This is a genomic window from Nocardia sp. NPDC051570, assembly GCF_044454005.1.
Classification (GTDB): domain Bacteria; phylum Actinomycetota; class Actinomycetes; order Mycobacteriales; family Mycobacteriaceae; genus Nocardia.
In genome coordinates this window covers 171,296-194,060 of record NZ_JBITDI010000015.1, presented here as the reverse complement: position 1 = coordinate 194,060, position 22,765 = coordinate 171,296, and the positions used below count along the sequence as shown (strand labels likewise).

Annotated in this window: 25 protein-coding genes; 15 read left to right on the top strand and 10 right to left on the bottom strand. The window is 67.9% G+C overall.

The genetic code is table 11. The features are described from left to right. Nucleotides 1–38: 38 nt before the first annotated feature. Nucleotides 39–1,442: a dihydrolipoyl dehydrogenase gene (gene lpdA, locus ACIA76_RS32285; RefSeq protein WP_397157036.1), complete on the top strand. Its 1,404-nt coding sequence runs from the start codon at nucleotides 39–41 to the stop codon at nucleotides 1,440–1,442. 97 nt (nucleotides 1,443–1,539) lie between these two features. Here the strand turns inward: lpdA and ACIA76_RS32280 are convergent, their stop codons facing one another. Further along, complete coding sequence (locus ACIA76_RS32280; protein ID WP_397157038.1) at nucleotides 1,540–1,938, bottom strand: winged helix-turn-helix transcriptional regulator; 399 nt, start codon at nucleotides 1,936–1,938, stop codon at nucleotides 1,540–1,542. A 107-nt stretch (nucleotides 1,939–2,045) separates the two neighbouring features. On the opposite strand from ACIA76_RS32280, the gene ACIA76_RS32275 reads away from it, so the two are divergent. Further along, nucleotides 2,046–2,903, top strand: coding sequence for an SDR family oxidoreductase (locus tag ACIA76_RS32275; RefSeq protein ID WP_397157040.1), 858 nt, complete (start codon nucleotides 2,046–2,048; stop codon nucleotides 2,901–2,903). 55 nt (nucleotides 2,904–2,958) lie between these two features. Here ACIA76_RS32275 and ACIA76_RS32270 read toward each other — a convergent pair whose 3' ends face one another. From ACIA76_RS32270 to ramB, 3 genes are all read right to left on the bottom strand, one after another. Beyond that, complete coding sequence (locus ACIA76_RS32270) at nucleotides 2,959–3,831, bottom strand: LLM class flavin-dependent oxidoreductase (protein WP_397157042.1); 873 nt, start codon at nucleotides 3,829–3,831, stop codon at nucleotides 2,959–2,961. Nucleotides 3,832–3,952: 121 nt separating this feature from the next. Continuing rightward, nucleotides 3,953–4,492, bottom strand: a complete 540-nt coding sequence (locus ACIA76_RS32265) for a carboxymuconolactone decarboxylase family protein (RefSeq protein ID WP_397157043.1) — start codon at nucleotides 4,490–4,492, stop codon at nucleotides 3,953–3,955. Between the two features lie 234 nt (nucleotides 4,493–4,726). Continuing rightward, entirely contained in the window at nucleotides 4,727–6,136 is a 1,410-nt protein-coding gene (gene ramB / locus ACIA76_RS32260; RefSeq protein ID WP_397157045.1) for an acetate metabolism transcriptional regulator RamB, read from the bottom strand. A 93-nt stretch (nucleotides 6,137–6,229) separates the two neighbouring features. Between ramB and ACIA76_RS32255 the strand changes: the two genes are divergently transcribed. Continuing rightward, on the top strand, nucleotides 6,230–7,822 hold the full coding sequence (locus ACIA76_RS32255; RefSeq protein WP_397157047.1) for an ATP-dependent DNA ligase: 1,593 nt from the start codon (nucleotides 6,230–6,232) through the stop codon (nucleotides 7,820–7,822). 97 nt (nucleotides 7,823–7,919) lie between these two features. Beyond that, entirely contained in the window at nucleotides 7,920–9,170 is a 1,251-nt protein-coding gene (locus ACIA76_RS32250) for a lipase family protein (protein WP_397157049.1), read from the top strand. Between the two features lie 302 nt (nucleotides 9,171–9,472). Here the strand turns inward: ACIA76_RS32250 and ACIA76_RS32245 are convergent, their stop codons facing one another. Continuing rightward, a complete protein-coding gene (locus ACIA76_RS32245; RefSeq protein ID WP_397157051.1) occupies nucleotides 9,473–9,976 on the bottom strand; it encodes a DUF4254 domain-containing protein in 504 nt (167 codons plus the stop codon). A gap of 106 nt (nucleotides 9,977–10,082) precedes the next feature. Here ACIA76_RS32245 and ACIA76_RS32240 point away from each other — a divergent pair, with 106 nt between their 5' ends. Together ACIA76_RS32240 and ACIA76_RS32235 are read left to right on the top strand one after the other, a co-directional pair. Next, nucleotides 10,083–10,301, top strand: a complete 219-nt coding sequence (locus ACIA76_RS32240) for a ribbon-helix-helix domain-containing protein (protein ID WP_397157053.1) — start codon at nucleotides 10,083–10,085, stop codon at nucleotides 10,299–10,301. 1 nt (nucleotide 10,302) lies between these two features. Next, on the top strand, nucleotides 10,303–10,650 hold the full coding sequence (locus tag ACIA76_RS32235) for a type II toxin-antitoxin system PemK/MazF family toxin (RefSeq protein WP_397157055.1): 348 nt from the start codon (nucleotides 10,303–10,305) through the stop codon (nucleotides 10,648–10,650). Nucleotides 10,651–10,717: 67 nt separating this feature from the next. Here ACIA76_RS32235 and ACIA76_RS32230 read toward each other — a convergent pair whose 3' ends face one another. Genes ACIA76_RS32230 through ACIA76_RS32215 form a run of 4 tightly spaced genes read right to left on the bottom strand, consistent with a single transcriptional unit; the run spans nucleotide 10,718 to nucleotide 14,539 of the window. Then, nucleotides 10,718–11,497, bottom strand: coding sequence for a DeoR/GlpR family DNA-binding transcription regulator (locus ACIA76_RS32230; protein WP_397157057.1), 780 nt, complete (start codon nucleotides 11,495–11,497; stop codon nucleotides 10,718–10,720). Further along, nucleotides 11,494–12,405, bottom strand: coding sequence for a carbohydrate ABC transporter permease (locus ACIA76_RS32225; protein WP_397157059.1), 912 nt, complete (start codon nucleotides 12,403–12,405; stop codon nucleotides 11,494–11,496). The genes ACIA76_RS32230 and ACIA76_RS32225 overlap by 4 nt, the downstream gene beginning before the upstream one ends. Next, nucleotides 12,402–13,298: a carbohydrate ABC transporter permease gene (locus ACIA76_RS32220; RefSeq protein WP_397157061.1), complete on the bottom strand. Its 897-nt coding sequence runs from the start codon at nucleotides 13,296–13,298 to the stop codon at nucleotides 12,402–12,404. The genes ACIA76_RS32225 and ACIA76_RS32220 overlap by 4 nt, the downstream gene beginning before the upstream one ends. Continuing rightward, nucleotides 13,295–14,539 (bottom strand): extracellular solute-binding protein, encoded by a 1,245-nt coding sequence (locus ACIA76_RS32215; protein ID WP_397157063.1) that lies wholly within the window; start codon nucleotides 14,537–14,539, stop codon nucleotides 13,295–13,297. The genes ACIA76_RS32220 and ACIA76_RS32215 overlap by 4 nt, the downstream gene beginning before the upstream one ends. 118 nt (nucleotides 14,540–14,657) lie before the next feature. Between ACIA76_RS32215 and ACIA76_RS32210 the strand changes: the two genes are divergently transcribed. Genes ACIA76_RS32210 through ACIA76_RS32190 form a run of 5 tightly spaced genes read left to right on the top strand, consistent with a single transcriptional unit; the run spans nucleotide 14,658 to nucleotide 19,430 of the window. Further along, a complete protein-coding gene (locus ACIA76_RS32210; protein WP_397157065.1) occupies nucleotides 14,658–15,569 on the top strand; it encodes an SIS domain-containing protein in 912 nt (303 codons plus the stop codon). Nucleotides 15,570–15,579: 10 nt separating this feature from the next. After that, the gene (locus ACIA76_RS32205; protein ID WP_397157067.1) at nucleotides 15,580–16,506 is read left to right on the top strand and encodes an ROK family protein; all 927 of its coding nucleotides are present in this window, start codon (nucleotides 15,580–15,582) and stop codon (nucleotides 16,504–16,506) included. Continuing rightward, a complete protein-coding gene (locus tag ACIA76_RS32200) occupies nucleotides 16,503–17,666 on the top strand; it encodes an N-acetylglucosamine-6-phosphate deacetylase (RefSeq protein WP_397157069.1) in 1,164 nt (387 codons plus the stop codon). The genes ACIA76_RS32205 and ACIA76_RS32200 overlap by 4 nt, the downstream gene beginning before the upstream one ends. Next, nucleotides 17,663–18,592, top strand: coding sequence for a hexose kinase (locus ACIA76_RS32195; protein WP_397157071.1), 930 nt, complete (start codon nucleotides 17,663–17,665; stop codon nucleotides 18,590–18,592). The genes ACIA76_RS32200 and ACIA76_RS32195 overlap by 4 nt, the downstream gene beginning before the upstream one ends. A 13-nt stretch (nucleotides 18,593–18,605) precedes the next feature. Further along, nucleotides 18,606–19,430 carry a class II fructose-bisphosphate aldolase gene (locus tag ACIA76_RS32190; RefSeq protein WP_397157073.1) on the top strand — a complete coding sequence of 275 codons (825 nt, stop codon included), beginning with the start codon at nucleotides 18,606–18,608 and terminating at the stop codon, nucleotides 19,428–19,430. On the opposite strand, the gene ACIA76_RS32185 is transcribed toward ACIA76_RS32190, so the two are convergent. Continuing rightward, nucleotides 19,431–19,664, bottom strand: a complete 234-nt coding sequence (locus tag ACIA76_RS32185; RefSeq protein ID WP_397157075.1) for a hypothetical protein — start codon at nucleotides 19,662–19,664, stop codon at nucleotides 19,431–19,433. It abuts the gene before it with no gap. A 245-nt stretch (nucleotides 19,665–19,909) separates the two neighbouring features. On the opposite strand from ACIA76_RS32185, the gene ACIA76_RS32180 reads away from it, so the two are divergent. The 4 genes from ACIA76_RS32180 (at nucleotide 19,910) to ACIA76_RS32165 (ending at nucleotide 22,715) form a co-directional block, all read left to right on the top strand. Beyond that, a complete protein-coding gene (locus ACIA76_RS32180; RefSeq protein ID WP_397157077.1) occupies nucleotides 19,910–20,299 on the top strand; it encodes a hypothetical protein in 390 nt (129 codons plus the stop codon). Nucleotides 20,300–20,365: 66 nt separating this feature from the next. Then, nucleotides 20,366–21,184 carry an ABC transporter ATP-binding protein gene (locus ACIA76_RS32175; RefSeq protein WP_397157079.1) on the top strand — a complete coding sequence of 273 codons (819 nt, stop codon included), beginning with the start codon at nucleotides 20,366–20,368 and terminating at the stop codon, nucleotides 21,182–21,184. Beyond that, a complete protein-coding gene (locus ACIA76_RS32170; RefSeq protein ID WP_397157081.1) occupies nucleotides 21,181–21,930 on the top strand; it encodes an ABC transporter permease in 750 nt (249 codons plus the stop codon). The genes ACIA76_RS32175 and ACIA76_RS32170 overlap by 4 nt, the downstream gene beginning before the upstream one ends. Next, nucleotides 21,927–22,715, top strand: a complete 789-nt coding sequence (locus tag ACIA76_RS32165) for an ABC transporter permease (RefSeq protein ID WP_397157083.1) — start codon at nucleotides 21,927–21,929, stop codon at nucleotides 22,713–22,715. Before ACIA76_RS32170 ends, ACIA76_RS32165 begins: the two co-directional genes overlap by 4 nt. Nucleotides 22,716–22,765: the final 50 nt, after the last annotated feature.

The following is a 22,765-nucleotide window of genomic DNA, read 5'->3' as shown; positions in this document are numbered from 1 at the left end:
GAGGCGGCGCAAAACAACACTGCGTTAGGCTCGAAGCCGTGACTTCCCACTACGATGTCGTCGTTCTCGGTGCTGGTCCCGGCGGGTATGTCGCCGCGATCCGCGCCGCTCAACTCGGCCTGCGAACAGCGATCGTCGAGCAGAAATACTGGGGTGGCGTATGCCTGAACGTCGGGTGCATTCCGTCCAAGGCGCTGCTGCGCAACGCGGAGCTGGCGCATATCTTCACCAAGGAAGCGAAGACGTTCGGTATCACCGGCGAGGCGAGCTTCGACTTCGGCGCCGCCTTCGATCGCAGCCGTAAGGTCGCCGACGGCCGCGTCAAGGGCGTGCACTTCCTGATGAAGAAGAACAAGATCGACGAGTACGACGGGAAGGGCACCTTCACCGACGCACATACGCTGTCGGTCGAGCTGTCCAAGGGCGGTACCGAGCAGATCACGTTCGACAATGTCATCATCGCCGCCGGCACCAATACCAAGCTGCTGCCGGGCACCTCGCTGTCGCAGAACGTGGTGACCTACGAAGAGCAGATCATGACCCGCGATCTGCCGGGCTCGATCCTCATCGTCGGCGCGGGCGCGATCGGCATGGAGTTCGGCTACGTCCTGAAGAACTACGGCGTCGATGTGCGCATCGTGGAGTTCCTGGACCGGGCGCTACCCAACGAGGACGCCGATGTGTCCAAGGAGATCACCAAGGCGTACAAGAAGCTGGGGATCACGATCACCACCGGCGCCGCGGTGCAGTCCATCGAGGACAACGGCTCCAAGGTCACCGTCAGCATCAAGGACAACAAGTCCGGCGCTGTCGAGACCGTCACGGTCGACAAGGTGCTGCAGGCCGTCGGCTTCGCGCCGCGGGTGGAGGGCTACGGCCTGGAGAACACCGGCGTGCGGCTGACCGATCGCGGCGCGATCGCCATCGATGACTACATGCGCACCAATGTGCCGCATATCTACGCCATCGGCGATGTCACCGCCAAGCTGCAGCTGGCCCATGTGGCCGAGGCGCAGGGCGTGGTCGCCGCCGAGACGATCGGCGGTGCGGAGACCCTGCCGCTGGGCGATTACCGGATGATGCCGCGCGCCACCTTCTGCCAGCCGCAGGTCGCCAGCTTCGGCCTCACCGAGGAGCAGGCGCGGGCCGAGGGTTATGACGTGAAGGTCGCCACCTTCCCGTTCACCGCCAACGGCAAGGCCCACGGCCTCGGCGATGCCCAGGGCTTCGTGAAGCTGATCTCCGACAACAAGTACGGCGAGCTGCTCGGCGGCCACCTCATCGGCCCCGACGTCTCCGAACTGCTGCCGGAGCTGACCCTGGCCCAGAAGTGGGACCTGACGGTCAACGAGCTGACCCGCAACGTGCACACCCATCCGACGCTGAGCGAGGCCCTGCAGGAGGCCTTCCATGGTCTGGCCGGGCACATGATCAACTTCTGATCCCGGCGCAAAGAGCGCGCCGGGAACAATGGGTCCGGAGCGCGCCGGGAACAAACAAGGGGAGCGCCCCGCACCGAGAACAGGTGCGGGGCGTTTGTCATTCGCGCTGGTAGGCGGCCTGGGCCTCGGTGATTGTGTCGAGATTGGTTTCCAGGGTGATGATCAGGGCCTCGAGATGTTCGGCGATGCGGGCGCCGAGGTCGGTGAGGGTGTATTCGACGCGCGGGGGGATGGTCTGGACGACCTCGCGGTGGATCATGCCGTCGCGCTCCAGGGCCTGCAGGGTTTGGGAGAGCATGCGCTCGCTGACGCCGTCGACGCGGCGGCGCAGGGCGCTGAACCGGTAGGGACCCTCGCGCAGGGCGACCAGGGCGAGGGTGCCCCAGCGACTCGCGACGTTCTGCAGAACCGGTCGCGATGTGCAGTTCTTGGCGAAAACATCGGCCTCCAGCGTCGGATCGGCGCTGTCGGCCGGCTGGACGTGCCGCATGCTCATGACGGTGATGCTACCTATCTGCCAGTAATGCCGGAATACCATGTACTAACTATTAGTTAGTGCTGTATGTTCCGTAGGCACTGTACGAATACTCACTGGAGGTAGTCATGACCGTCGCCGTCACCGCGGCCAGCGGGCAGCTGGGTCGTCTCGTTGTGGAGGCGCTGCTGCGCCGGGCGGCCGGGCCGGTCGTCGCGATTGTCCGCGATCCGGCGAAGGTGGCCGATCTGGCCGAGCGCGGCGTCGAGGTGCGGCAGGCGTCCTACGACGATGCCGAGGCGCTGGATCGGGCGCTGGCGGGGGTCGACCGGGTGCTGCTGATCTCCGGCAACGAATTCGGCAAGCGGCTCGACCAGCACACCACCGTGATCCGCGCGGCCGAGCGGGCGGGCGTGGAACTGCTCGCCTACACCAGCATTCCGCGGGCCACCGAGAATCCGACCCTTCTGGCGCAGGAGCATCGCGAGACCGAGGCCGTGCTCGCGAATTCGACTGTGTCGCATACCGTGCTGCGCAACAGCTGGTACTGGGAGAACTACGAGCACAGCGTGGTCCCGGCTGTCGAGTCCGGGACGCTGTACGGCGCGGGCGGCGAGGGCCGCATCGCGGGTGCGGCGCGCGCGGATTATGCCGAGGCCGCCGCGGTCGTGCTCACCACCGAGGGGCATGCCGGGCGGGTCTACGAGCTGGGCGGTGACGAACGGCTGACGTATGCCGAAGTGGCACAGCGGATTTCGGAGGCATCCGGTAAGCCGGTTCGGTATCAGGATGTCGCCGAGGGCGATTACGTGGCCGCGCTGCGGCAGGCGGGGCTGGACGCCGATTATGCGCGGGTGCTGGCGGATGCGGATGCGAAGGGTATCGCCGCCGGATTCCTGGATGTGTCCAGCGGCGATCTGGGCAAGCTCATCGGGCGGCCGACCACCCCGGCGGTCGAGGTGTTCGGGGCGGCACTCGCCGGATAAGACATGCCTGCGCAGGCGTTTCCGGCTCGAGGTCGGGAACGCCTGCGTCCGAGCGCTACGGCACCAGCGGGCGGACCTTCTCCGCGACGAATCGCACGAACCCCTCGAGATCCGGCTCGTCGGCGGTGGGCTGCAGGGCGACCGAATCCGCGCCGGCGTCGACCATGCGGGCGACCGCGTCGGCGACCGCCTGTGCGTCACCGGCCACACCGAGGCCCTCGATATCGGCGCGGCCCATCGCGCGCAGATCGGCCTCGAGGCGTTCGGCCGCGCCGGTGCCGGTCGCGGTGGCCAGGTTGATGACGACGTACGGCTTGTCGGCGCGCGCCGCGGCGGCCCGGCCCTCGCCCATGAGTTCGATTGCGCGCCTGGCCATATCGGGTGTGGTGCCCGAGGTCAGCACCGCACCGTCGGCCTTCTCGCCGACCAGGCGCAGGGTGCGCGGGCCGGTCGCGGCCGAGAGCAGCCGCGGCGCGGTGGCCGGGGGCCAGTCCAGGGCCACCTCGTCGAGTGTGACGTAGCGACCCTGGACGGTCACCCGTTCGCCCGACAGTAGGCGGCGCAGCCCGTCGAGGTATTCGCCCAGCAGCGTGACCGGTGAGTCGACACGGGCGCCGGCCTGACCCATCCACTCCTGAACACCGTGGCCCACGCCCCAGATCGCGCGGCCGGGGAACATCCGCTCCAGCGTGGCGATCTCCATGGCGGCCAGCGCGATATTGCGCAGCGGGACCGGGAGCACGCCCACGCCGATGCGGACCCGCTCGGTCCAGGCCAGCGCCGCCGCGGTGGTCGCGATGCCGCCCTCGAGGAAGCAGTCCTCCCAGATCCACAGCTCGTCGAGCCCGGATTCGTCTGCGACGCGCGCGATTTCGCGCAGCCGCTCCGGCGGATTCTGGGGACGGAAGGCGATTCCGAGGGTTGTCATGGGTACATCGTTACCAGGCGCCCCGGCGAAAAGCGCGCCGGGGACTGGGAGGGGACGCGCCGGGGACTGGGAGGGGACGCGCGGGGACTGGGAGGGGACGCGCCGGGGACTGGGAGGGGGATCAGTGATCGTTCTGAATGCGCAGCGTGGTGATGGTGCTGGCCAGTCCCTCGTATTGATTGACCAGCAGCACGATTTCGATCAGGCGGTGCTCGTCGTAGTGCGCGGCCAGCGCCGACCAGGTGGCATCGTCGAGATCGCGGGTCCGCACGAGCTGATCCACGGCGGTGAGCAGGGCCCGCTCCCGGTCCGACCAGCCGGGTGCGTCCGGGCCGGTGCGCAGCCGCTCCAGGATCTCCGGGGTGACGCCCGCCCGCTTGCCGAGCCGGATGTGGTGATCGGTCTCGTATTCGCATCCGCGCAGATGCGCCACCCGCAGGATGACCAGCTCGGTATCGAAGCGCCGTAGCTTTCCGCCCGGCATCAGCCGCCCCGAATAGTGCAGCCAGCCGCGGAACAGTCCGCCGGTCCGCCCGAGGGTGCTGAACAGATGGGCGTCCGCGGTGCCCGCCGCCCGCGAGATCACCTGCCAGACCACCCAGTTGATCGGACCCAGTTCCCGCAGCCGACCCGGCGCAATGCGTGGCTCCCTCGATATCATGCCCCACGCTAACAGTGCGCGGGTCCCTCGCGCAGTGGTGGGCGCGGGCCGGACCGGGGTGCCGCGAGATCCCGCCCCCTGCGCGTCATCTCGCGTACCCGTCGGTTCCCCTCGCCGGCCCGCCCTCGTAACGGCCAGTATTGCCAGCCGTATTCCTCCCGGGCGCAAGATTTGCGCCAACCGAGGAACGCTACCGGAGGCGGCCTGGATTCGGAAATCGTTGTGCCACAGGGTCTATCGCAGCACGTAGGGCGAGATCGAGCTGCGGTGCTCGCTGATGTCGAGCGATTTGCCCAGCGGCGGGAACGCGCGCTGCGGGCAGTTGGCGCGTTCGCAGACCCGGCAGCCCGCGCCGATGGGGGTGGCCGTGGGGTCGTTGAGGTCGAGGCCGTCGGCGTAGACGACCCGACTGGCATGGCGCAGTTCGCATCCCAGGCCGATGGCGAAGGTCTTACTCGGCTCGTTGTAGCGGGTAGCGCGGCGCTCGACGGTGCGGGCGATCCACAGATACTTGCGGCCGTCGGGCATCTGGGCGATCTGGGTCATGATGCGGCCCGGATAGGCGAAGGTCTCGTAGACGTTCCACAGCGGGCAGGTGCCGCCCGCGGAGGAGAAATGGAATCCGGTGGCGGACTGGCGCTTCGACATGTTGCCGGCGCGGTCGACGCGGACGAACGAGAACGGCACCCCGCGCAGCTTCGGCCGCTGTAGCGTCGAAAGCCGGTGGCACACAGTCTCATAACTCTGGGTGAAGAAGGCCGAGAGCCGCTCGATATCGTAGCGGAAGTCCTCGGCCACCTCGTGGAAGTAGGAGTACGGCAGTACGGTCGCGGCCGCGAAGTAGTTGGCCAGGCCCAGCCGCGCCAGCTTGCGGGTGTCCTCGGAGGCGAAATTCGCCTCCTCGGCCAGCTTATCGATCAGATCGCCGCATTCCAGATAGGCCAGTTCGGCCGCGAGCTTGAACGACCGCTGTCCACCGGACAGATAGGGCGCGATCTCGAGCCGCCGCTCGGTGGCGTCGAAGCGGTGCAGCACGCCGTCGCCGAGATCGATGCGCTCGACGATCTGCACACCGTGCGCGGTGGTCAGCCGCCGCGCGATCTCGCGGTTGAGATCGCCGCCGTGGAAACGCATGCGGGTCGCGAGTTCCTCTGCGGCGGTATCCAATTCGTGGATGTAGTTCTGCCGCTGATAGAAGAAGTCGCGGACCTCCTCGTGCGGGCGGGAGATCGCGCCGGAGCCGCTGCCGTCGGCGAAGCGGTCCTCGGTGGCGGCGGCCAGCTGGGCGGTCGTATTGCGGTAACGGCGGTGCATATTCACCATCGCCCGCGCCAGGCTCGGATGCGCGGAGACCATATCCGCGATCTCCTGGGCATCGGCCTCGATGCTCAGCTCCTGATCCATCACGACCTCCTGCAGTTCGGCGATGAGCCGGGTGTCGTCCTGCGAGGAGAAGAAGGTGGCGTCGACGCCGAAGATCTCGCTGATGCGCAGCAGCACCGGCACGGTGAGCGGGCGCACGTCGTGTTCGATCTGATTGAGGTAACTCGCCGAGATCTCCAGCTTCTTGGCGAGCGAGACCTGGCTCAGTCCTCGTTCGGTGCGCAGCTGGCGAAGCCGAGCCCCGACGTAAGTCTTGGCCATATGTCCAGTTTATGGACGATTTTGCAGGTTTGCCAACCGGTAATTAGCAGATCTGTTGCGCGATATGTCACACCCGAGCGTTACCGTCGATCCGTGTTGCTGTCCCGAGTCGTCGAGGCGTCGCAGGCCGTGCGGGCGAGCGCCTCGCGCAAGACGAAGATCGCCACGCTCGCGGAGCTGTTGGCGGAGGCAGGCTCCGACGAGCTCGCGCAGGTCGTCGCGTGGGTATCGGGGGAGTTGTCGCAGGGCCGCATCGGCACGGGCTGGCGCACGCTCATGGCCGTCGCGGTCGATCCGGCGCCCGAACCGACCCTGACCGTGGCGGCCGTCGACGCCACGTTCACCGAACTGGCCGCCACGGCCGGAGCGGGTTCCGCGGCCCGGCGCCGCGAGTCGCTGGTCGCGTTGCTGGGCGCGGCCACCGCCGCGGAGCGGGACTTCCTGATCCGCCTGCTGACCGGCGAGCTGCGCCAGGGCGCGCTGGCCGCGATCGTGGCCGAGGCCGTCGCGCGGTCCGCCCAGGTGCCGGTCGAGGCCGTGCGCCGGGCCTACATGCTGTCCGGGCAGCTGCCGGTGACGGCCGTGGCGGCGCTGACCGGCGGGGCCGCGGCGCTGGCCGAATTCCGGCTGGAGGTGGGCCGGCCGATCCAGCCGATGCTCGCCTCGCCCGGGGCGGCGCTGGACGAGGCGCTGGCGGAGTTCGGCGGCGAGGTGAGTGTGGAGCAGAAGATGGACGGTGCGCGAATTCAGGTGCACCGCAAGGGTTCCCGGGTATGGGTGTTCACCCGGACACTGCGCGATATCACCTCCGGCGTCCCCGAGCTGGTGCAATTGGTCCGGGAATTACCTTGTGACAGCGTCGTTCTCGACGGGGAGACGCTGGCGCTGACCGATGCGGGGCGGCCGCGGCCGTTTCAGGAGACGATGAGCCGCTTCGCCACCGACCCCACGATCGATCCCGCCCTGCGCCCGCCCGCGGCCACCTCCACCCGCGATCTGCTGCTGCATCCGTACTTCTTCGATTGCCTGTATCTGGACGGCGTCGATCTGCTCGACGCACCGCTCGCCGAGCGCCGGGTCGCGCTGACGAAAGTCGCTGGCGAGCACAGCATTCCGGCGCTCATCCGGCCCGATGCCGAGGCCGCGGCCGAATACTTCGACGGCGCGCTGGCGGCGGGGCACGAGGGCGTGATGATCAAATCGCTGTCCGCGCCGTATGCGGCGGGGCGACGCGGGCGGGCCTGGCAGAAGATCAAACCGGCCCATACGCTCGACCTCGTCGTGCTCGGCGCGGAATGGGGTTACGGCCGCCGCACCGGATATCTGTCGAATCTGCATCTGGGCGCCCGCGATCCGGAAGGCGGCGAGCCGATCATGGTCGGCAAGACCTTCAAGGGACTCACCGACGCGCTCCTGCAGTGGCAGACCGCCGAATTCCCACGCCATGAGCGCACCCGCGACGGGCAGGTGGTCTACCTGTTTCCGGAGTTGGTGGTCGAGATCGCCCTCGACGGTGTGCAGATCAGTCCCCGCTATCCGGGCGGGGTGGCGCTGCGCTTCGCCCGGGTGGTCCGCTATCGCCCCGATAAGGAACCCGCCGACGCCGACACCATCGATGCCGTGCGCGCCCTGCTGCCCGCCGGGATGGCCGCGGCAATCGACGCCACGCCGATTCGGGAAACTTGAACCGACCGTCTGGTATGAGAGGCTGTCGTCATCCCTGACCTGCCCTTTCGAGTGATTCGGCGGTCGGCCCAACGGACATTTCGGGAGTGATCTGAACGTGGCGGGTAGACGGCGGACCCTGGTGCGGCTGTGGGCGGTGACGGTTGTGGCGGCGGTGTCGGTATGCGTACCGGCGTTCGCACTGGCCGACGATCCGATCGAGGAATTCGTCGATCCGCCGCACGAACTCGCCTCGGTGCTGCCGACCCCGCTGTCCGATGCGTTCTACACGCCGCCGGCCGGTTTCGAGAATCGTCCGCCCGCAACGGTATTGCGGGCGCGATCGGTGCCGACCTGGTTCACCAGCCCGGTGCGGACGATCGAGATGCTGGTGCGCTCCACTGGCAGCAAGGGTGATCCGGTTCCCGTGGTGGCGACGCTGATCGTGCCGAAGGCGGCGTGGACCGGATCGGGGCCGCGGCCGCTGGTGTCCTATGACATTCCGATCTCCTCGCTCGGCCACTGGTGTTCGCCGTCGTACACCCTCGAGCGCGGCTTCTCCGCCGATCAGCTCTCGATTCAGCTGCTGCTGGACCGCAACTACGCGGTGATCGTGCCCGATCATCAGGGTCCGCGGGAGGCGTATGCGGCCGGTCTGATGGGCGGGCACGCGGTGCTCGACGCAGCCCGGGCCGCGGTGCGCCTGGGGGTGTCCGATCTGAAACCCGAAGCGCCGGTGGTGATCAGCGGTTACTCCGGCGGCGCCATCGCCACGGGCTGGGCGGCCCAGCTGGCTCCGAGCTATGCGCCCGAGCTGCATTTGGCCGGGGCGCTGGTCGGCGGGACCCCGGCCGATTACGACCTGTTGGTGAAGATCATGAACGGCCGGGAGGTGGGGTCCGGGATTTTCCTCGCCGCCACCTTGGGCCTGGCACGGGAGTATCCGGAGCTGCTGACCCTGCTCAACGACAACGGGTGGCGACTGGCCCATCTGTTCCGAGATCTGTGCTCGGGGCAGTTGGCCGCGGCGGGCGCGGTACCGGTGCGGGTCGAGCAGCTCACCGACGTGCCCGATCCGACCGAGCTGCCGATGGTGCGAAAGATCGTGGCGGACAACAAACTCGGCGGGATCGCGCCGCGGATTCCGATCATGGTCTATCACGGCCGCGACGAATTCTGGATTCCCTACCAGGGTGCCCGCAACCTTTACGACAGCTGGTGCGCCGGGGGCGCGCGGGTGCGGCTCGCACCCTATCCGGGGGAGCATTTCATCGTCGGCGCGCTGGCGATTCCCGCGGTGGCGAACTGGGTGGCCGATCTGCTCGACGGCACGCTCGTCCCCGGCGGATGTACCGTCGCCACGCCCTGAACCAGCGCTGACAGTACATTCACAGACTTGTCGCGGTGGGTCTCGAGGTTGGCGGCGCACGCTATGAATTGTCGGTTCGGCCGATACGGATCAACTGCCCTGATCCGTCCATCCCTGGCCTGCGGCGACGCCTTCCCTCGCGGCGTCGCCGTTCGGGTTTCCGGTCCCGGAAATTCAGCTACTTCTCAGCCGGAACCTGGCGAGAGTTCAGCTCGCAGGCGCACACTGGATAACGAGGACGCGAAGAACCACTTCACCGCTGCCGGCGGCGCAACCCCCTGCGCGTCGCCGGCAGCACCCTTTCAGTACTCGTACTCGTGATGGCCGTTGAGTTTCGGCAGCCGGCATCGGCCCGCGCTGACCTCGGTCGCCAGATCCGCATAGGCATTCGCCAACTCCGCCAGCCGCCGCCAGGCATCATCGGCCAGCCATGCGGGCGTGGCGGTCAGCGCCAGATAGGCCAGCGCCGAGAACTGGGCCAGCCGATCCACGACCGCACCCACCGTCTCGGTATGTAATCGCGCGCCTCCCGGCGCGGCCGGTAACTCCGCGGCGACCCACCGATCGATCTCGTGCACCAGCTGCGCCCGCTGCCGATCGATATCGGCGGTAGCGGTCACGGTCAGCCGAAGCTCATGTAATTCGGCCAGGCGGCAGGCGCAGCGCAGCACCAGGTGCTCACCGGGTTCGAGTCCCCGGCACGCCTGCAGCAGAAGGTCTTTCGGTGGGAGCAATGCCACGGCGGCCATATTGCACGGCCAATGTTTCTGATCGGCAACGGTCCACGCGTCAACGGTGGCGCCCACCCCACCCGATGACGGCGAGTCCTGGTAGCCACGCCGATCGGCACTTGATCGATTCGTTACCGCCACGGGTAGTATGGAAATTCCTACCGGGAGTAGCATTGGGGGTGTGAAGCTGAGTGTCAGTCTGCCTGAAGAGGATGTCGCCCTGCTCGACGAGGTGGTGCGGGAGCGCGGCCTGCCCTCCCGCTCTGCCGCACTGCAGGAGGCGATCCGCCTGCTTCGCGAGGCGGGGTTGTCGGATGCGTATGCCGCGGCGTGGGCCGAGTGGGAGACCTCCGGAGAGCGGGACCTCTGGGACGGTACTGCCGGCGACGGGTTGAGCTAGCGTGCGCCGAGGCGAGGTCCGGTTGGTCGATCTCGAACCGGTGCGCGGCGCGGAATCGAACAAGCGTCGCCCTGCGGTGATCGTGAGCAACGACCGGGCCAATGAGGCGGCTCAACTCCTCGGCCGCGGTGTCGTCACCGTCGTGCCGGTAACCAGCAACACCGCACGTGTCTATCCGTTCCAGGTGTTCTTGAGTAAGGAATTGCCCGGAATCAAGGTCGATTCCAAGGCGCAGGCCGAGCAGGTTCGCTCGATCGCTGTGGAACGGATCGGCACTGTGCTCGGTCAACTGCCGGAAGATGTAGTCGCAGCGATAGATCGAGCCCTGCGTCTACACCTGGACCTGTAGCCGCAGTAGCGAGGGCGATAGGGCGATCGAATGCTCATGCCGAGGTAGTGGGGGCTCGAGCGGCGGCTCAGACCAGCTCCACCCGAACCCCCGCCTCACGGATGGCGTTGACGGCCTCCGGGGCTGCGGCGGTGTCCATCACCAGGATGTCGATGTCCTCGATGGGACAGATCCGGGCCAGGGCGGTCTTCTCGAGTTTGTCGGCGGTGGCGACGGCGATGACTCGTTCCGCGCGGCGGACCATTTCGGCGTTTATACCGGATTCGTCCAGGTGGCGGCCCTGGGCGCCGCCCTCGGCGGTGATGGCGTTGACGCCGAGAATCAGAGTGTCCAAACGTAATTCGGCCATCGCGCGTTCGGCCAGGGGGCCGTGCAGTTCGTAGGATTCGCGGCGGGCCTGGCCGCCGATGCAGATGGTGCGCAGGTGGGGGCGCAGGACCATTTCGCCGGCGATGTTGAGCGCGTTGGTCACTATCGTCAGCTCGGCGGTGGCCAGGTCGGGGCGGCCGGCCAGGGCGCGGGCCACGGCCGTGGTGGTGGTGCCGCCGTTGAGGCCCACCACCTCGGTCGGGAGTACCAGGCTCGCAGCGTGTTCGGCGACGCGTTGTTTGGCGGCGTCGCCGCCGCGGTAGCGGGCGGGCAGCTCGTAGGCGACCGAGGTCGCCACGATGCCGCCGTGGGTGCGCGTGGCCAGCTGCTGATCGGCCAGCGCGGTGAAGTCGCGGCGGATGGTGGCGGGGGAGACGCCCAATCGCTCGGCCGCCTCCTCCACCGACAGCCGGCCGGTATCGGCCAGCAACTCCAGCAGCCGATTCCAGCGCTGGGACCGATCCGTCGCAGCGGTCATTTCACGCTTCCGGCGGTGAGACCTGCGACCAGGCGCTTCTCGATGAACGCGAACAGAATGACAACGGGCACGATGCCGACCGTAGAGATAGCGAAGACGTATTGCCAAGCCGTGTCGTACTGCCCGATGAACTTCGTCAAGGCCACCGACAGTGGCTGATTCTCCGGCGTGGTCAGGATCACCAGGCTCGCCGCGAATTCGTTCCAACAGGAGACGAACGCGAAGATGGTCGCGGTCACGATGCCGGGCCACACCAGCGGCAGGCTCACCCGGGTCAGGATCTGGATCCGGCTCAACCCGTCCAGCTGCGCCGCCTCCTCGATCTCCACCGGCACCGAGGCGAAGAAGCTGTGCAGGATCCACACCGCGAACGACAGATTGAACGCGGCATTCACCAGAATCATCGCCAGCCAGGTGTCGTTGATGCCGAGGGTGAAGAACTCCCGCAGCAGACCGGTCACCAGCACCACCGGCTGCAGCATCTGGGTCACCAGCACCAGCCCGAGGAAGGCGACCTTGCCCGGAAACTGCCGCCGCGCCGTGTAATACGCGGCCGGGATCGCCACCAGCAGCACGATCACCGTGGCACACACCGAGATCACCACGGTGCTCACCAGATTGAACGGCAGCGGTGTCTCGGGCGTGTTCCACATGGTGACGTAGTTGTCCGGCCGCCACTGCTGGGGAATGTAGGTCGGCGGAATCCGCAGGATCTCCGCGCGCGGCTTGAGCGATCCCAGCACCATCACGAGGTACGGAATCAGGAACACCGCGGCGAGTACGACGCCGACCAGCGTCAGATCCCACCGCCGCCGCACCTTTCGCGCCGTGACCGTCGAACCACTCGGTGGCACAACGATTTCCGTGGCCACCGCCCGTTCGACCATGACCGGATCGGATGCCGTCATCGCGCCTCCTCACGGGCCGATCGGGTGAATCGCACGTACACCACGATGATCACCGCGATCAGCACGAAGTTCAGCACGCTCATTGCCGCGGCCGTGGCGACCTGCTGATTCTGCCGAATCAGCTTGAAGGTCAACGTGGTCGTGGTGTCGGCGTCGAAGCCGGCGATGCTGCCGGTCAGCACCTGCAGAATCGGCAGCGAATTGAATACGTTGATGATGTTGATGATGGTGGCCACCGCGATCGCCGGGCGCAGCTGCGGCAGCGTCAGATGTCGATAGCGTTGCCAGGAGCTCGCCCCGTCGACCCGGCCGGCCTCCTCGATCTCGGCCGGAATCGCCTGCAGCCCAGCCAGAATCGTGTACGTGGTGAACGGCACCGAGACGAATACCGCGACGCCGATCGCCACCAGGAACGCCGGGCCCGCCTGTTTGGTGAAGCCGAAACCCCGGTCCAGCACGCCGATATCGACGAGGAACCGATTGGCGATGCCGACATCGGGATCGAGCATGTACTCGAAGATCGTCGTCGTCATCACGACCGACGCCGCCCACGGCACCAGGATCGCCATCCGCACCAGGGTGCGCCCCGGGAACTGCTTGTTCAGGAATTGCGCCAGCGCCGCGGAGAGCACCAGCGTGATGACCACGACCGCGATCACCCAGATCACGGTGTGCGCGAGGATGCTGCCCAATTCATCGATGGCGAACAGCTTGCGGAAGTTCCCCAGACCGGCCGGGCCGCGATCCTGCCCGTACGGGCTCAGATCGCGCGTGCTGGTCCACACCATGTACCCGGCCGGGAATACGACGACCCCGGCGATCAACACCAGCACCGGGCCGATCCACGGCAGCGCGCGCAACGCCGCCGTGGATCGGATCAGGGCGCCCCTCAACTCGCCGCCTGCTGAATCTTGCCCAGCACCGAGGCCGGATCGGCGCCCTGCGCGATGGTGCCGATCTGCTGGCGAATCGCGCCCTGGGCCGCGGCCCACTTCGGGTTGTTACTGGGGTAGAACTTGGCCACCGGCAGGGTCGCCGCGAAGGCCTTGGTGACCGGATCGTCGGCCAGGGCCTGCATGCCGGTGTTGGTGATCGGGATGAAGTGCTCGGACTTCACGAAGCCCGAGTAGACCTGCGGCGAATAGAAGTAGGTCAGGAACTTCTTGATCGCGGCCTGCTTCTTGCCGTCCTTCTTGAACGCCATCAGATGATCGGCGACGCCCAGGGTGACCGGGTCGCCGGATTTGGTGGGCGAGGGCGCGGTCGCGTACTTCAGGCCCGGATTCTTCTGCGCGATCTGTCCGATCGTGGGCGGCAGGCCCTCGATCATGCCGATCTTGCCCTGATAGAAGGCGTTGAGTGCGTCCGCGCGGTTGGTCGCGCCCGGATTCGGCTGGGTCGCACCGGATTGCGACATGGCCTTCATCGCCGCCACGCCCTCGCGGTTCTGCGGGGTGTCGACGGTGATCTTGTCGCCGTCGGACCAGTTGCCGCCCGCGCCGAAGGTCCAGATCGAGGTCTCACCCTGGGCCTCCTCGCTGCCCAGCGGCAGGCCGTAGCCCGAGATGTCACCGCCGAGCGCCTGGATCTTCTTGGCGACATCGGTCAGCTCGGCCCAGGTCTTGGGCGGGGCGGTGATGCCCGCGCGGCTGAACAGGTCGGTGTTGTAGAACAGCGTGCGCGTGGAGGCGAACAGCGGTAGCGCCCACTGGGTTCCGTTGATCGAGGCGTTCTTGGCGAAACCGGGCTGGATATCGCTGATCACCGACGGCTCGACGATATCGGTGGCCGGGTAGAGCTTGCCGTCGGTGGCGAAGCTCGAGTACGCGTCGATATTCAGGATGTCGGGCGTGGTGGAGGTGTTCTGCAGCTTGGTGCGCACCACGTCGTTGATCGAGTCCCAGGACTCCATCTGCAGGGTGACCTTGATGTCCGGGTTCTGCTTCTGGAAGTCGGAGATGATCTTGTCCCACTCCGACTTGGTGCTGTCGCTGTAGATCGGTGCCAGGAAGGACAGGGAGTTCGGGTCCGAGTCATCGGACTTGCTGCCGCCGAACCCACAGGAGGACACCGCCAACACCAAACCGGTGAGCAGCGCGAACGACGAAACTGCGCCGCGGAGTGGACGTTTCACTAGATAGGCCTTTCAATGAACAATCCGTTTCGTCAGAATCTAGCGCCTGGGTTGATCGAATGTGACCGTTTTCGTTGTTAAGTTGACATGAACGATCACCCGGTCGATCCTGGACTGCGTGCCGACCTCTGCTGAGCGAATCCCCGAAACCCATCTGGCCGCTGAGGTGGCCACCCAGCCCGACGACTGGGCGCGCGCCGCGTCGACCGCCGCCGAGCATGCCGCCCTGTTGCCGAAGCCGGGCGAGCGGGTGGCCGTAATCGGTTGCGGCACCTCGTATTTCATGTCCCATGCGATCGCCTACCTGCGCGAGTCCAGCGGTCAGGGGCTGACCGATGCCTGGCCCGCCAGCGATGTGCGCACCGGTCGCGAGTACGACCGTTACGTGGTGATCAGCCGCTCCGGCACGACCACCGAGGTGCTCGACGCCATGCGCGCGATCCCGCGCGAGACGCCGCGCACGATCATCTGTTCGAGCCCCGGCACCGCGGCGCTGGAGCTGGGCGATCCGATCCTCATCGACGAGGTCGACGAGCAGTCGGTGGTGCAGACCCGCTTCGCCACCACCACGCTCGCGATCCTGCGCTGGCATCTGGGCGAGGATCTGGGCCCGGCCATCGCGCAGGCCCGTGCGGTGCTCGCCGAGGATCTCGAAACCTCCGTCGCCGCAGTGCGTTACGCCGAGCAGATCAGTTTCGTGGGCCTGGGTTTCGCGGCCGCGCTGGCCGAGGAGGCGGGGCTGAAGCTGCGCGAATCCTGCCAGTCCTGGGCCGAGAGCTATCTGTCGACCGAATACCGGCACGGCCCGATCAGCATTGCCGCGCCCGGCCGCGCGGTATGGGCGTTCGGCGCGGTCGATCCCACCCTGGGCGACGACGTCAAGGCGACCGGTGCTCATTTCGAGCAGCGCGATATCGACCCGATGGCCGATCTGGTGCGCCTGCACCGGTTGTGCGTGCTGCGGTCGGCGGATCTGGGCCTGGATCCGGACCACCCCCGCAGCCTGAACCGGTCGGTAATCCTCGGATAAGGGGCGCATCGTGACCGCCGTGGATCCCGATGACCTGGTGCTCGCCGTCGACGTCGGCGGCACCACGATCAAGGCCGAGATCACCGATGCCGCCGGGGCGGTGCTGTCGACGGGTACCGTCGCCACGCCGCGCGCCGAGGCGGCCTTCGACGCCATGGGCGATCTCGGCGAGAAACTGCTCACCGAACTGCCTGCGGCGCACCGTGATCGGGTGGCGCGAGCAGCGGTGATCCTGCCCGGCATCGTGGATCCGGCGCGCGGTCTGGCCGTCTTCAGCAGCAATATCGGTTGGCGAGATGTCAAGGTGGGCAACCGGTTCAGTGACCGCTGGGGCTGCCCGGTGCTGATCGAGCACGATGTGACGGCCGGGGGCTGGGCCGAATGGCGGTACGGCGCGGGCCGCGGCCAGGACGACGTCTGTGTGGTCATCCTCGGCACCGGCATCAGCGGGACGCTCTCGGTGGACGGCCGCCTGGTGCGCGGCGCTGTCGGCCAGTCCGGGGAATACGGCCATATCCCGGTGCGTCATCGCGGCGGATTGCCCTGTCCCTGCGGCAGCATCGGCTGCGTGGAGACCGTCGCCTCCGGCGTCGCCATCGCGCGCGCCTACACCGCCCGTACCGGCCGCGAGATCGCCGGTGCGGAACAGGTATTCGCCGTCCTCGACACCGATCCCGATGCCCGCCACGTCGTCGACGATGCCGTGGACGCCCTGGCCGAGGGCCTGTTCGGCGTGATCCACGCCAGCTGCCCCGCCCTGATCGTGCTCGGCGGCGGCCTCGCGGCCGCGGGCGCGGTGCTCTCCGAAGCGCTGCAGAGCCGCTTCGACACCCTCTTACGGGTCGTCACGCCCCCGCGAGTCGTCCTGGGTGAGTTCGGCGCTCGCGCCGGACTGGTCGGCGCGGCCTATTACGCACGAGTGGGGGCGCTCGAATGAGGCCGGACGAGAGCGGGCTGTGGCTGCGCGGGCGGATCGTGACCGAGGCCGAGGTGATCGACGACGGTGTCGTCACCGTGCGCGGCGATCGGGTGATCGCCGTGGCATCGCTATCGGATTGGGCTGCGGCACATCCCGATTCGGAGGTTCCGGCACATCTGGGCACCGTCCTGCCCGGTCTGGTGGACATCCACAACCACGGCGGCTTCGGGCACCGGTTCGACACCACCGATCCGGCGGAGGCCCGGTCGGCGGCCGCCTATCACCACGCGCAGGGCTCGACCTCCGTCGTCGCGAGCGTGGTGACCGCCGCGCCCGACGATATGGTCGCGCAGGCCCGCGCGCTGTGGGAGGTCGCCGCCGATGCGACGATCGCGGGCATCCATGCCGAGGGGCCGTTCCTGTCCGCGGCGCGCTGTGGCGCACAGGATCCCGCATATCTGATCGATCCCGATCTCGGCCTGATCGAGCGCCTGCTGGCGGTCACCGACGGCTCCCTGCGCATGATGACCCTCGCCCCGGAGCGGACGGGCTTCGCCTCGGCCGCGAAGCTGCTCGCCGACAACGGGGTCGTGGTCGCGCTGGGGCATAGCGACGCGGCCTATGGCGAATTCCGGAACGCGTTGGCCCCCAACGGTTTCGCGACCGTGGTCACCCATCTCGCGAACGGTATGCCGCCGCTGCACCACCGCGCCCCGGGACCCGTCGCCGCGGGGTTGGTGGCCGCGGCGGAGCAGCGTGTGTACGTCGAACTCATCGGCGACGGCGTGCATTCCGAATCCGGCTTCGGCGCACTGGTTTTCGCGACCGCACGCCATCGCGTCGCGCTCATCACCGACGCGATGCAGGCGGCCGGGCTCCCCGACGGCGACTATCGACTCGGCCCGCAGCGAGTGCGAGTCGTCGACGGGGTGGCCCGGGTCGCGAGCGGTTCCATCGCGGGCGGCACGGCCACGTTGCTGCGCTGCCTGCGGTGGGCCGTGCGTGATTGCGGGGTGCCGTTGGCCGTGGCCGTCCGCGCCGCGACGGCCACCCCCGCCGCGGCCCTGGGCCTGGCCGATGTGGGCGATCTGCGGCCCGGCATGTTCGCCGATGCCATCGTGGTCGACGCCGAACTGGGGTTGCGCCGCGTGCTGCGTCGGGGACAGTGGTTGACGTGATCCTCACCGTGACCATGAACCCGGCCTACGACATGACCTACCGTGTCGAGCAGTTCGAACGCGGCCGGGTGCACCGGGTGCTCTCGGTCGAACAGCGCATCGGCGGCAAGGGCATCAATGTCGCCCGGGTGCTCAACCAGCTCGGACGCTATACGCGCGCAACGGGTTTCGCCGATTACGCGTTCGCGGCGGCGGCCGAGCTGGAACTGCCCGTCGATTTCGTCCATGCGCTGCCGTGGGTCCGCCGCACGCTGGTGATCAGCGAATCCGACGACGGCACCGCCACCTCGCTGTGGGAACCCGGCGCCCGCGTGAACGGTCCGTACGCCGTCGATCAGCTCATGGTCCGCGTGACCGGACTGCTCCCCGACACCAACGGCATGGTCGTCTCGGGCTCGCTGCCCGGCGGGGTCGGCCCGCAGGTGCCCGCCAAACTGGTCCGCGCCGCCCTCGCCGCGGGCGTCCCCACCATCTGCGATGTCGACGGCCGGGCCCTGGAGCTGGCCGCGGAGGTGCCGGGCGTGGTGCTCATGCCCAATGGCGAGGAGTTACACCGGCTGACCGGCATGACCCCCGAAACCCCCGAACAGACCGTCGCCGCCGTGCGCCCGCTGATCGACCGCGGCGTGCGCGCGGTGATCGCCACTCGCGGCGGGGCGGGCATGGTCGCGATCACCGCCGACGGCGCCTGGTCGGCGTCGCTGCCCGAGCCGATGACCGGAAATCCCACCGGCGCGGGCGATGCCGCGGCCGCCGCCGTGATCGCGGCCCTGGCCGCCGACCCGAAACCCGATTGGCCCGGGCTGCTCGTCGACGCGGTCGCCACCTCCGCCGCGGCCGTGGTCATTCCGGTCGCCGGCGAGATCGATCGTGCCGTGCGCACGCAGCTGACCCCCGACGTCGTCGTCACCGAGCTGAGCACCTAGGAGAGCACCCGGAATGACCCTGCTGCCCGTCCCCGAGCTGATCGCCGCGGCCCGCCCCGGCGGCCTGGCCGCGTTCAACGTGATCGCCCTCGAACATGCCGAGGCCATCGCGGCGGCGGCCGAGGCGGCGAAACGTCCTGCGATCCTGCAGATTTCGGAGAATACCGTCCGCTATCACGGCGGCCTGAAGCCGTTGGCGCGGGCGTGTCTGGCGATCGCCGAGGACAGTTCGGCGGCGCTGGCCGTCCACCTCGACCATGCGACCGAGCGCGCCCTGATCACCGCGGCGGTGCAGGTGGGCATCACCTCGGTCATGTACGACGGCTCCACCCTCGCCTACGCCGAAAACGTCGACAGCACAGCCGATATCGCGCGCTGGTGTCATGACCGCGACGTCTTCGTCGAGGCGGAGCTGGGCGAGGTCGGCGGCAAGGACGGCGCCCATGCGCCGGGCGCGCGCACCGATCCCGACGAGGCCGTGGCCTTCGTCGCGGCGACCGGTGTGGACGCGCTGGCCGTGGCGGTCGGATCCTCGCATGCCATGCATACCCGCGACGCCCGGCTCGACGACGAACTGATCGCCCGGCTGGCCGCGAAGGTGCCGGTGCCGCTCGTATTGCACGGCTCCTCCGGCGTGCCCGATGCGGGGCTGCGCTCGGCGATCGACTGCGGTATGACGAAGATCAACATCGCCACCCGGCTGAATGTCGTTCTGGGCGAGGCGATTCGCGGTGTGCTCGGCGCGGATGATCGGCTCTCGGATCCGCGGAGGTACCTGGGTCCCGGGCGTGCGGCCGTGCAGGGCGAGGTCGAGCGGTTTCTGCGGCTGCTCGCCTGACTAGGCGAAGACCACGCTGGCGACATACGCGGGCTGGGCCCGATCGCCGGGCCCGAGCGGTCGGGAACGCCCGTCACCGTCCTCGCATTCATGCAGCCAGGCGGTGGTATCGGTGTCGTTGACCACCTCGGCATCGATCCACATCTGCACGTTGTAGGCGATCGTGTCGACCGGATCGGTGAGTATCCGCCGATGGCCGTCCGCGTCGGTGTAACAGAACGCCCCGCGTGCCATGCTGTCGCCTTTCGGTCGGCGGTCGTCCGCGTCGGTGTGACAGCACGCCTCGAGTGCCATGCGCTCGCCTGTCGACCGGTGGCCGCCCGCGTCGGTGCAACGGCACACCCCGAGTGCCGTACTGTCTCCTTTTGATCGGAATTATCCCATGTCAAAGGCTGTTTCTGCGTAGATTTCGCAGTCGGTGGACAACTGTGACAGCGCGTTGCCGCGGTCGTTATCAGACCGCGCGGTACAGTCCGCGAATGGGACAAATGGTGTCCGACAGCGGGTCCGGAATCCACCGGATGCCGGGCCCGGTGCGCGCGGCGCAACTCATCGCCCTGGGCATGGCGGCCCTCGGCATCGCCTGCACGGCCTCGGCCGCCTGGCTGTTCGGCACCAGGCTCGCCATGATCACCGCGGTCGCCTTCGTGCCGAGCTGGCTGCTGGGAGTGCTGGCACTGGCCTTCGGTGCGGTGGGCAACACCCTCCGCATCGCGGCGATTCTGCTGGCCGGACTGGCCATGGTGTGGACCGTTCCCGCGATCACCGCAGGTCGCCCGCCGGGCTGGCTGGGCCCGATCGCCTCGCTGATCGTGATCGTGCTGTTGTTTCGCCGATCGGCCCGGCGATGGTTCGAGCCGGGCTGGTAACGCGGCCGAAATCTGGTGGGCCGATTCGCAATATCGGTGCAACCGGTTGCTCCTAGGGTGACGCGTATGAGCAGTACGGAGACCGCGGGCACGGGTATTCACATCAGCGGTCTGGTCAAGACATTCCGGGTCGGGCGGCGCGCGGTGCAGGCGCTGGATTCGGTCGAACTTCATACCGAACAGGGCGCGTTCCTGTCGTTGCTGGGGCCGTCGGGCTGCGGGAAGTCGACGGTGTTGCGCATTCTGGCCGGACTCGAGACGCCGACGGCGGGCACCGCCAGGATCGATGGGGCGAGTCCCGCCGACCTGCGGCGGCGGCACGAATTCGGCATCGCCTTCCAGGATTCGGCGCTATTGCCCTGGCGCAGTGTGGAATCCAATATCAAGTTGCCGCTGCAGGTCGCCGGGCTGCCTGTGGAGCCGAGGCTGATCGCGGATCTGATCACCCTGGTGGGGCTCGAGGGTTTCGAGAAGGCCAAACCGGCGCAGCTGAGCGGCGGTATGCGCCAACGGGTTTCGATCGCCCGCGCACTCGCGGTGAAGCCGACCGTGCTGCTGCTCGACGAGCCGTTCGGCGCGCTCGACGATATGACCAGGCAGCGGCTCAATCTGGAACTGTTGCGCATCTGGACCGAAAAGCCCGCCACCACACTGATGGTCACGCACGGCATCGCCGAGGCGGTCTTTCTCTCCGATGTGGTGGCGGTGATGAGCCCGCGTCCGGGCCGCGTGGTGGAGACGGTGACGATCGACCTGCCACGCCCGCGCACTCCCGAGATGATGCGCTCGCCGGAGTTCCACCGGCTGCACGACTATCTGTCGGAACTGCTGTTCGGCCGCAGCGGCCGCGGTGGCATCGAGGCCGCTGCGGAGGCGATCCGATGAAACGTCTCGGTGGCACGTTCGGCATCCTCGCGCTGATCGTGTTCTGGTGGATCATGGCCGATCTGCGCGTGGCGGGCGGCACGATTCCGAGCCCGTGGACGGTGGTGCACACCATGTATACCGACGGCTGGGCGCTCTACGGCCCGAACTTCCGGATCACGGCACTGGGTGCGTTGAAGGGTTTCGTCTGGGGTAACGGTCTGGCGATCGCGCTGGCCATCCTGGTGATGCTGGTCCCGCCCATCGAATCGCTGGCCACCCAGCTGGCGATCCTCAGCTACTGCACGCCGCTGCTGGCGCTGGGCCCGATCATCCTGGTGGTGTTCGGCGGTCGCACGCCGACGGTCTTCCTGGCGGCGATGTACTGCTTCTTCACCACCATGGTCGGCACGGTCGCCGGGCTGCGCTCGGCCGATCGCACCAGTCTGGATCTGGTGCGCGCCTACGGCGGCGGGCGCTGGCAGCAGCTGTGGCGGGTGCAGCTGTTCGCGGCGCTGCCGAATACGTTGGCGGCGTTGAAGATCGCCGCGCCCTCGGCGGTGCTCGGCGCCATCATCGGCGAATACCTCGGCGGCGTCGACAGCGGTATCGGGGTGGCGCTGACCGCCGCGCAGACCTCCTACAACGTGCCGCGCACGTGGGGTATGGCCCTGGCCGCCGCGGTATTGGCGGGGCTCGGCTATGCGGTGGTGGCGCTGGCGGCGCGGCTGGTCGCGCCCTGGACGGGTGCGGAGGCGCGGGCATGAACGCAGTGCGACGGGTCGGGAGATTCATTATCCCGCTGATCATTTCGCTGATATTGATGTTGGTGATCTGGTACGCGTTCCTGGAGTTGTTCCCGCAGGTGGGTCCGCGGGTGGGGCAGACACCCGGCGATGTGTGGACCTATCTGGTCACGAAAGACAGTGCGCGCCAGGCGATTCTGTCGGATCTGCGGATCACTCTGAAGGATGCGGCGATCGGCTTCGGCGTGGGCATGGTGGCCGCGCTGGTGATGGCGGCGCTGTTCGTCACGCTGCCCGCGGTGGAACAGTCGTTCATGCCGGTGGCGATGCTGCTGCGCTCGGTGCCGCTGGTGGCATTGACGCCGATCATCGTGCTCGTATTCGGGCGGGGGCTGTTCGGGGTGACCGTGCTCGCGGCGATCGTGGTGTTCTTCCCGGCGCTGGTGATGATCATGACCGGACTGCGGTCGGCCTCGACGCAGGCAATGGAACTCGTTGCGGCATATGGTGGTTCGCGATGGACGCGGCTGCGCATGGTGGCGGTTCCGGCCGCGCTGCCAGCGGTCTTCGCGGCGGCCCGGATCTCGGTGCCGGGGGCGTTGATCGGTGCGTTGCTGGGCGAATGGCTGGGCAGTGGAACGGGATTGGGGTCGAGCCTGATTCGCGCCATCCCCACCTTCCAGTACGACCGGCTGTGGGCCTCGATCGTGCTGGTCACGCTGGTATCGGTGCTGCTGTACGCGATCGTGGGCGTGATCGAGAATCTGGTGCTGGCCCGGTTCGGGCCCGATGCCGGGAGGGCTTGAGCGCCAGCGAAGTTAACAATCGATCCGGCGAAAGCAAAGTAAACGCAATC

Coding starts and splice junctions, on each gene's coding strand:
- ACIA76_RS32175 (WP_397157079.1), top strand. CDS start 20,366: ATGAGCAGTACGGAGACCGCGGGCACGGGTATTCACATCAGCGGTCTG.
- ACIA76_RS32265 (WP_397157043.1), bottom strand. CDS start 4,492: ATGATATCGAGGGAGCCACGCATTGCGCCGGGTCGGCTGCGGGAACTG.
- ACIA76_RS32230 (WP_397157057.1), bottom strand. CDS start 11,497: ATGACCGCTGCGACGGATCGGTCCCAGCGCTGGAATCGGCTGCTGGAG.
- ACIA76_RS32200 (WP_397157069.1), top strand. CDS start 16,503: ATGAGGCCGGACGAGAGCGGGCTGTGGCTGCGCGGGCGGATCGTGACC.
- ACIA76_RS32275 (WP_397157040.1), top strand. CDS start 2,046: ATGACCGTCGCCGTCACCGCGGCCAGCGGGCAGCTGGGTCGTCTCGTT.
- ACIA76_RS32190 (WP_397157073.1), top strand. CDS start 18,606: ATGACCCTGCTGCCCGTCCCCGAGCTGATCGCCGCGGCCCGCCCCGGC.
- ramB (WP_397157045.1), bottom strand. CDS start 6,136: ATGGCCAAGACTTACGTCGGGGCTCGGCTTCGCCAGCTGCGCACCGAA.
- ACIA76_RS32270 (WP_397157042.1), bottom strand. CDS start 3,831: ATGACAACCCTCGGAATCGCCTTCCGTCCCCAGAATCCGCCGGAGCGG.
- ACIA76_RS32170 (WP_397157081.1), top strand. CDS start 21,181: ATGAAACGTCTCGGTGGCACGTTCGGCATCCTCGCGCTGATCGTGTTC.
- ACIA76_RS32280 (WP_397157038.1), bottom strand. CDS start 1,938: ATGAGCATGCGGCACGTCCAGCCGGCCGACAGCGCCGATCCGACGCTG.
- ACIA76_RS32185 (WP_397157075.1), bottom strand. CDS start 19,664: ATGGCACGCGGGGCGTTCTGTTACACCGACGCGGACGGCCATCGGCGG.
- ACIA76_RS32165 (WP_397157083.1), top strand. CDS start 21,927: ATGAACGCAGTGCGACGGGTCGGGAGATTCATTATCCCGCTGATCATT.
- ACIA76_RS32225 (WP_397157059.1), bottom strand. CDS start 12,405: ATGACGGCATCCGATCCGGTCATGGTCGAACGGGCGGTGGCCACGGAA.
- ACIA76_RS32180 (WP_397157077.1), top strand. CDS start 19,910: ATGGGACAAATGGTGTCCGACAGCGGGTCCGGAATCCACCGGATGCCG.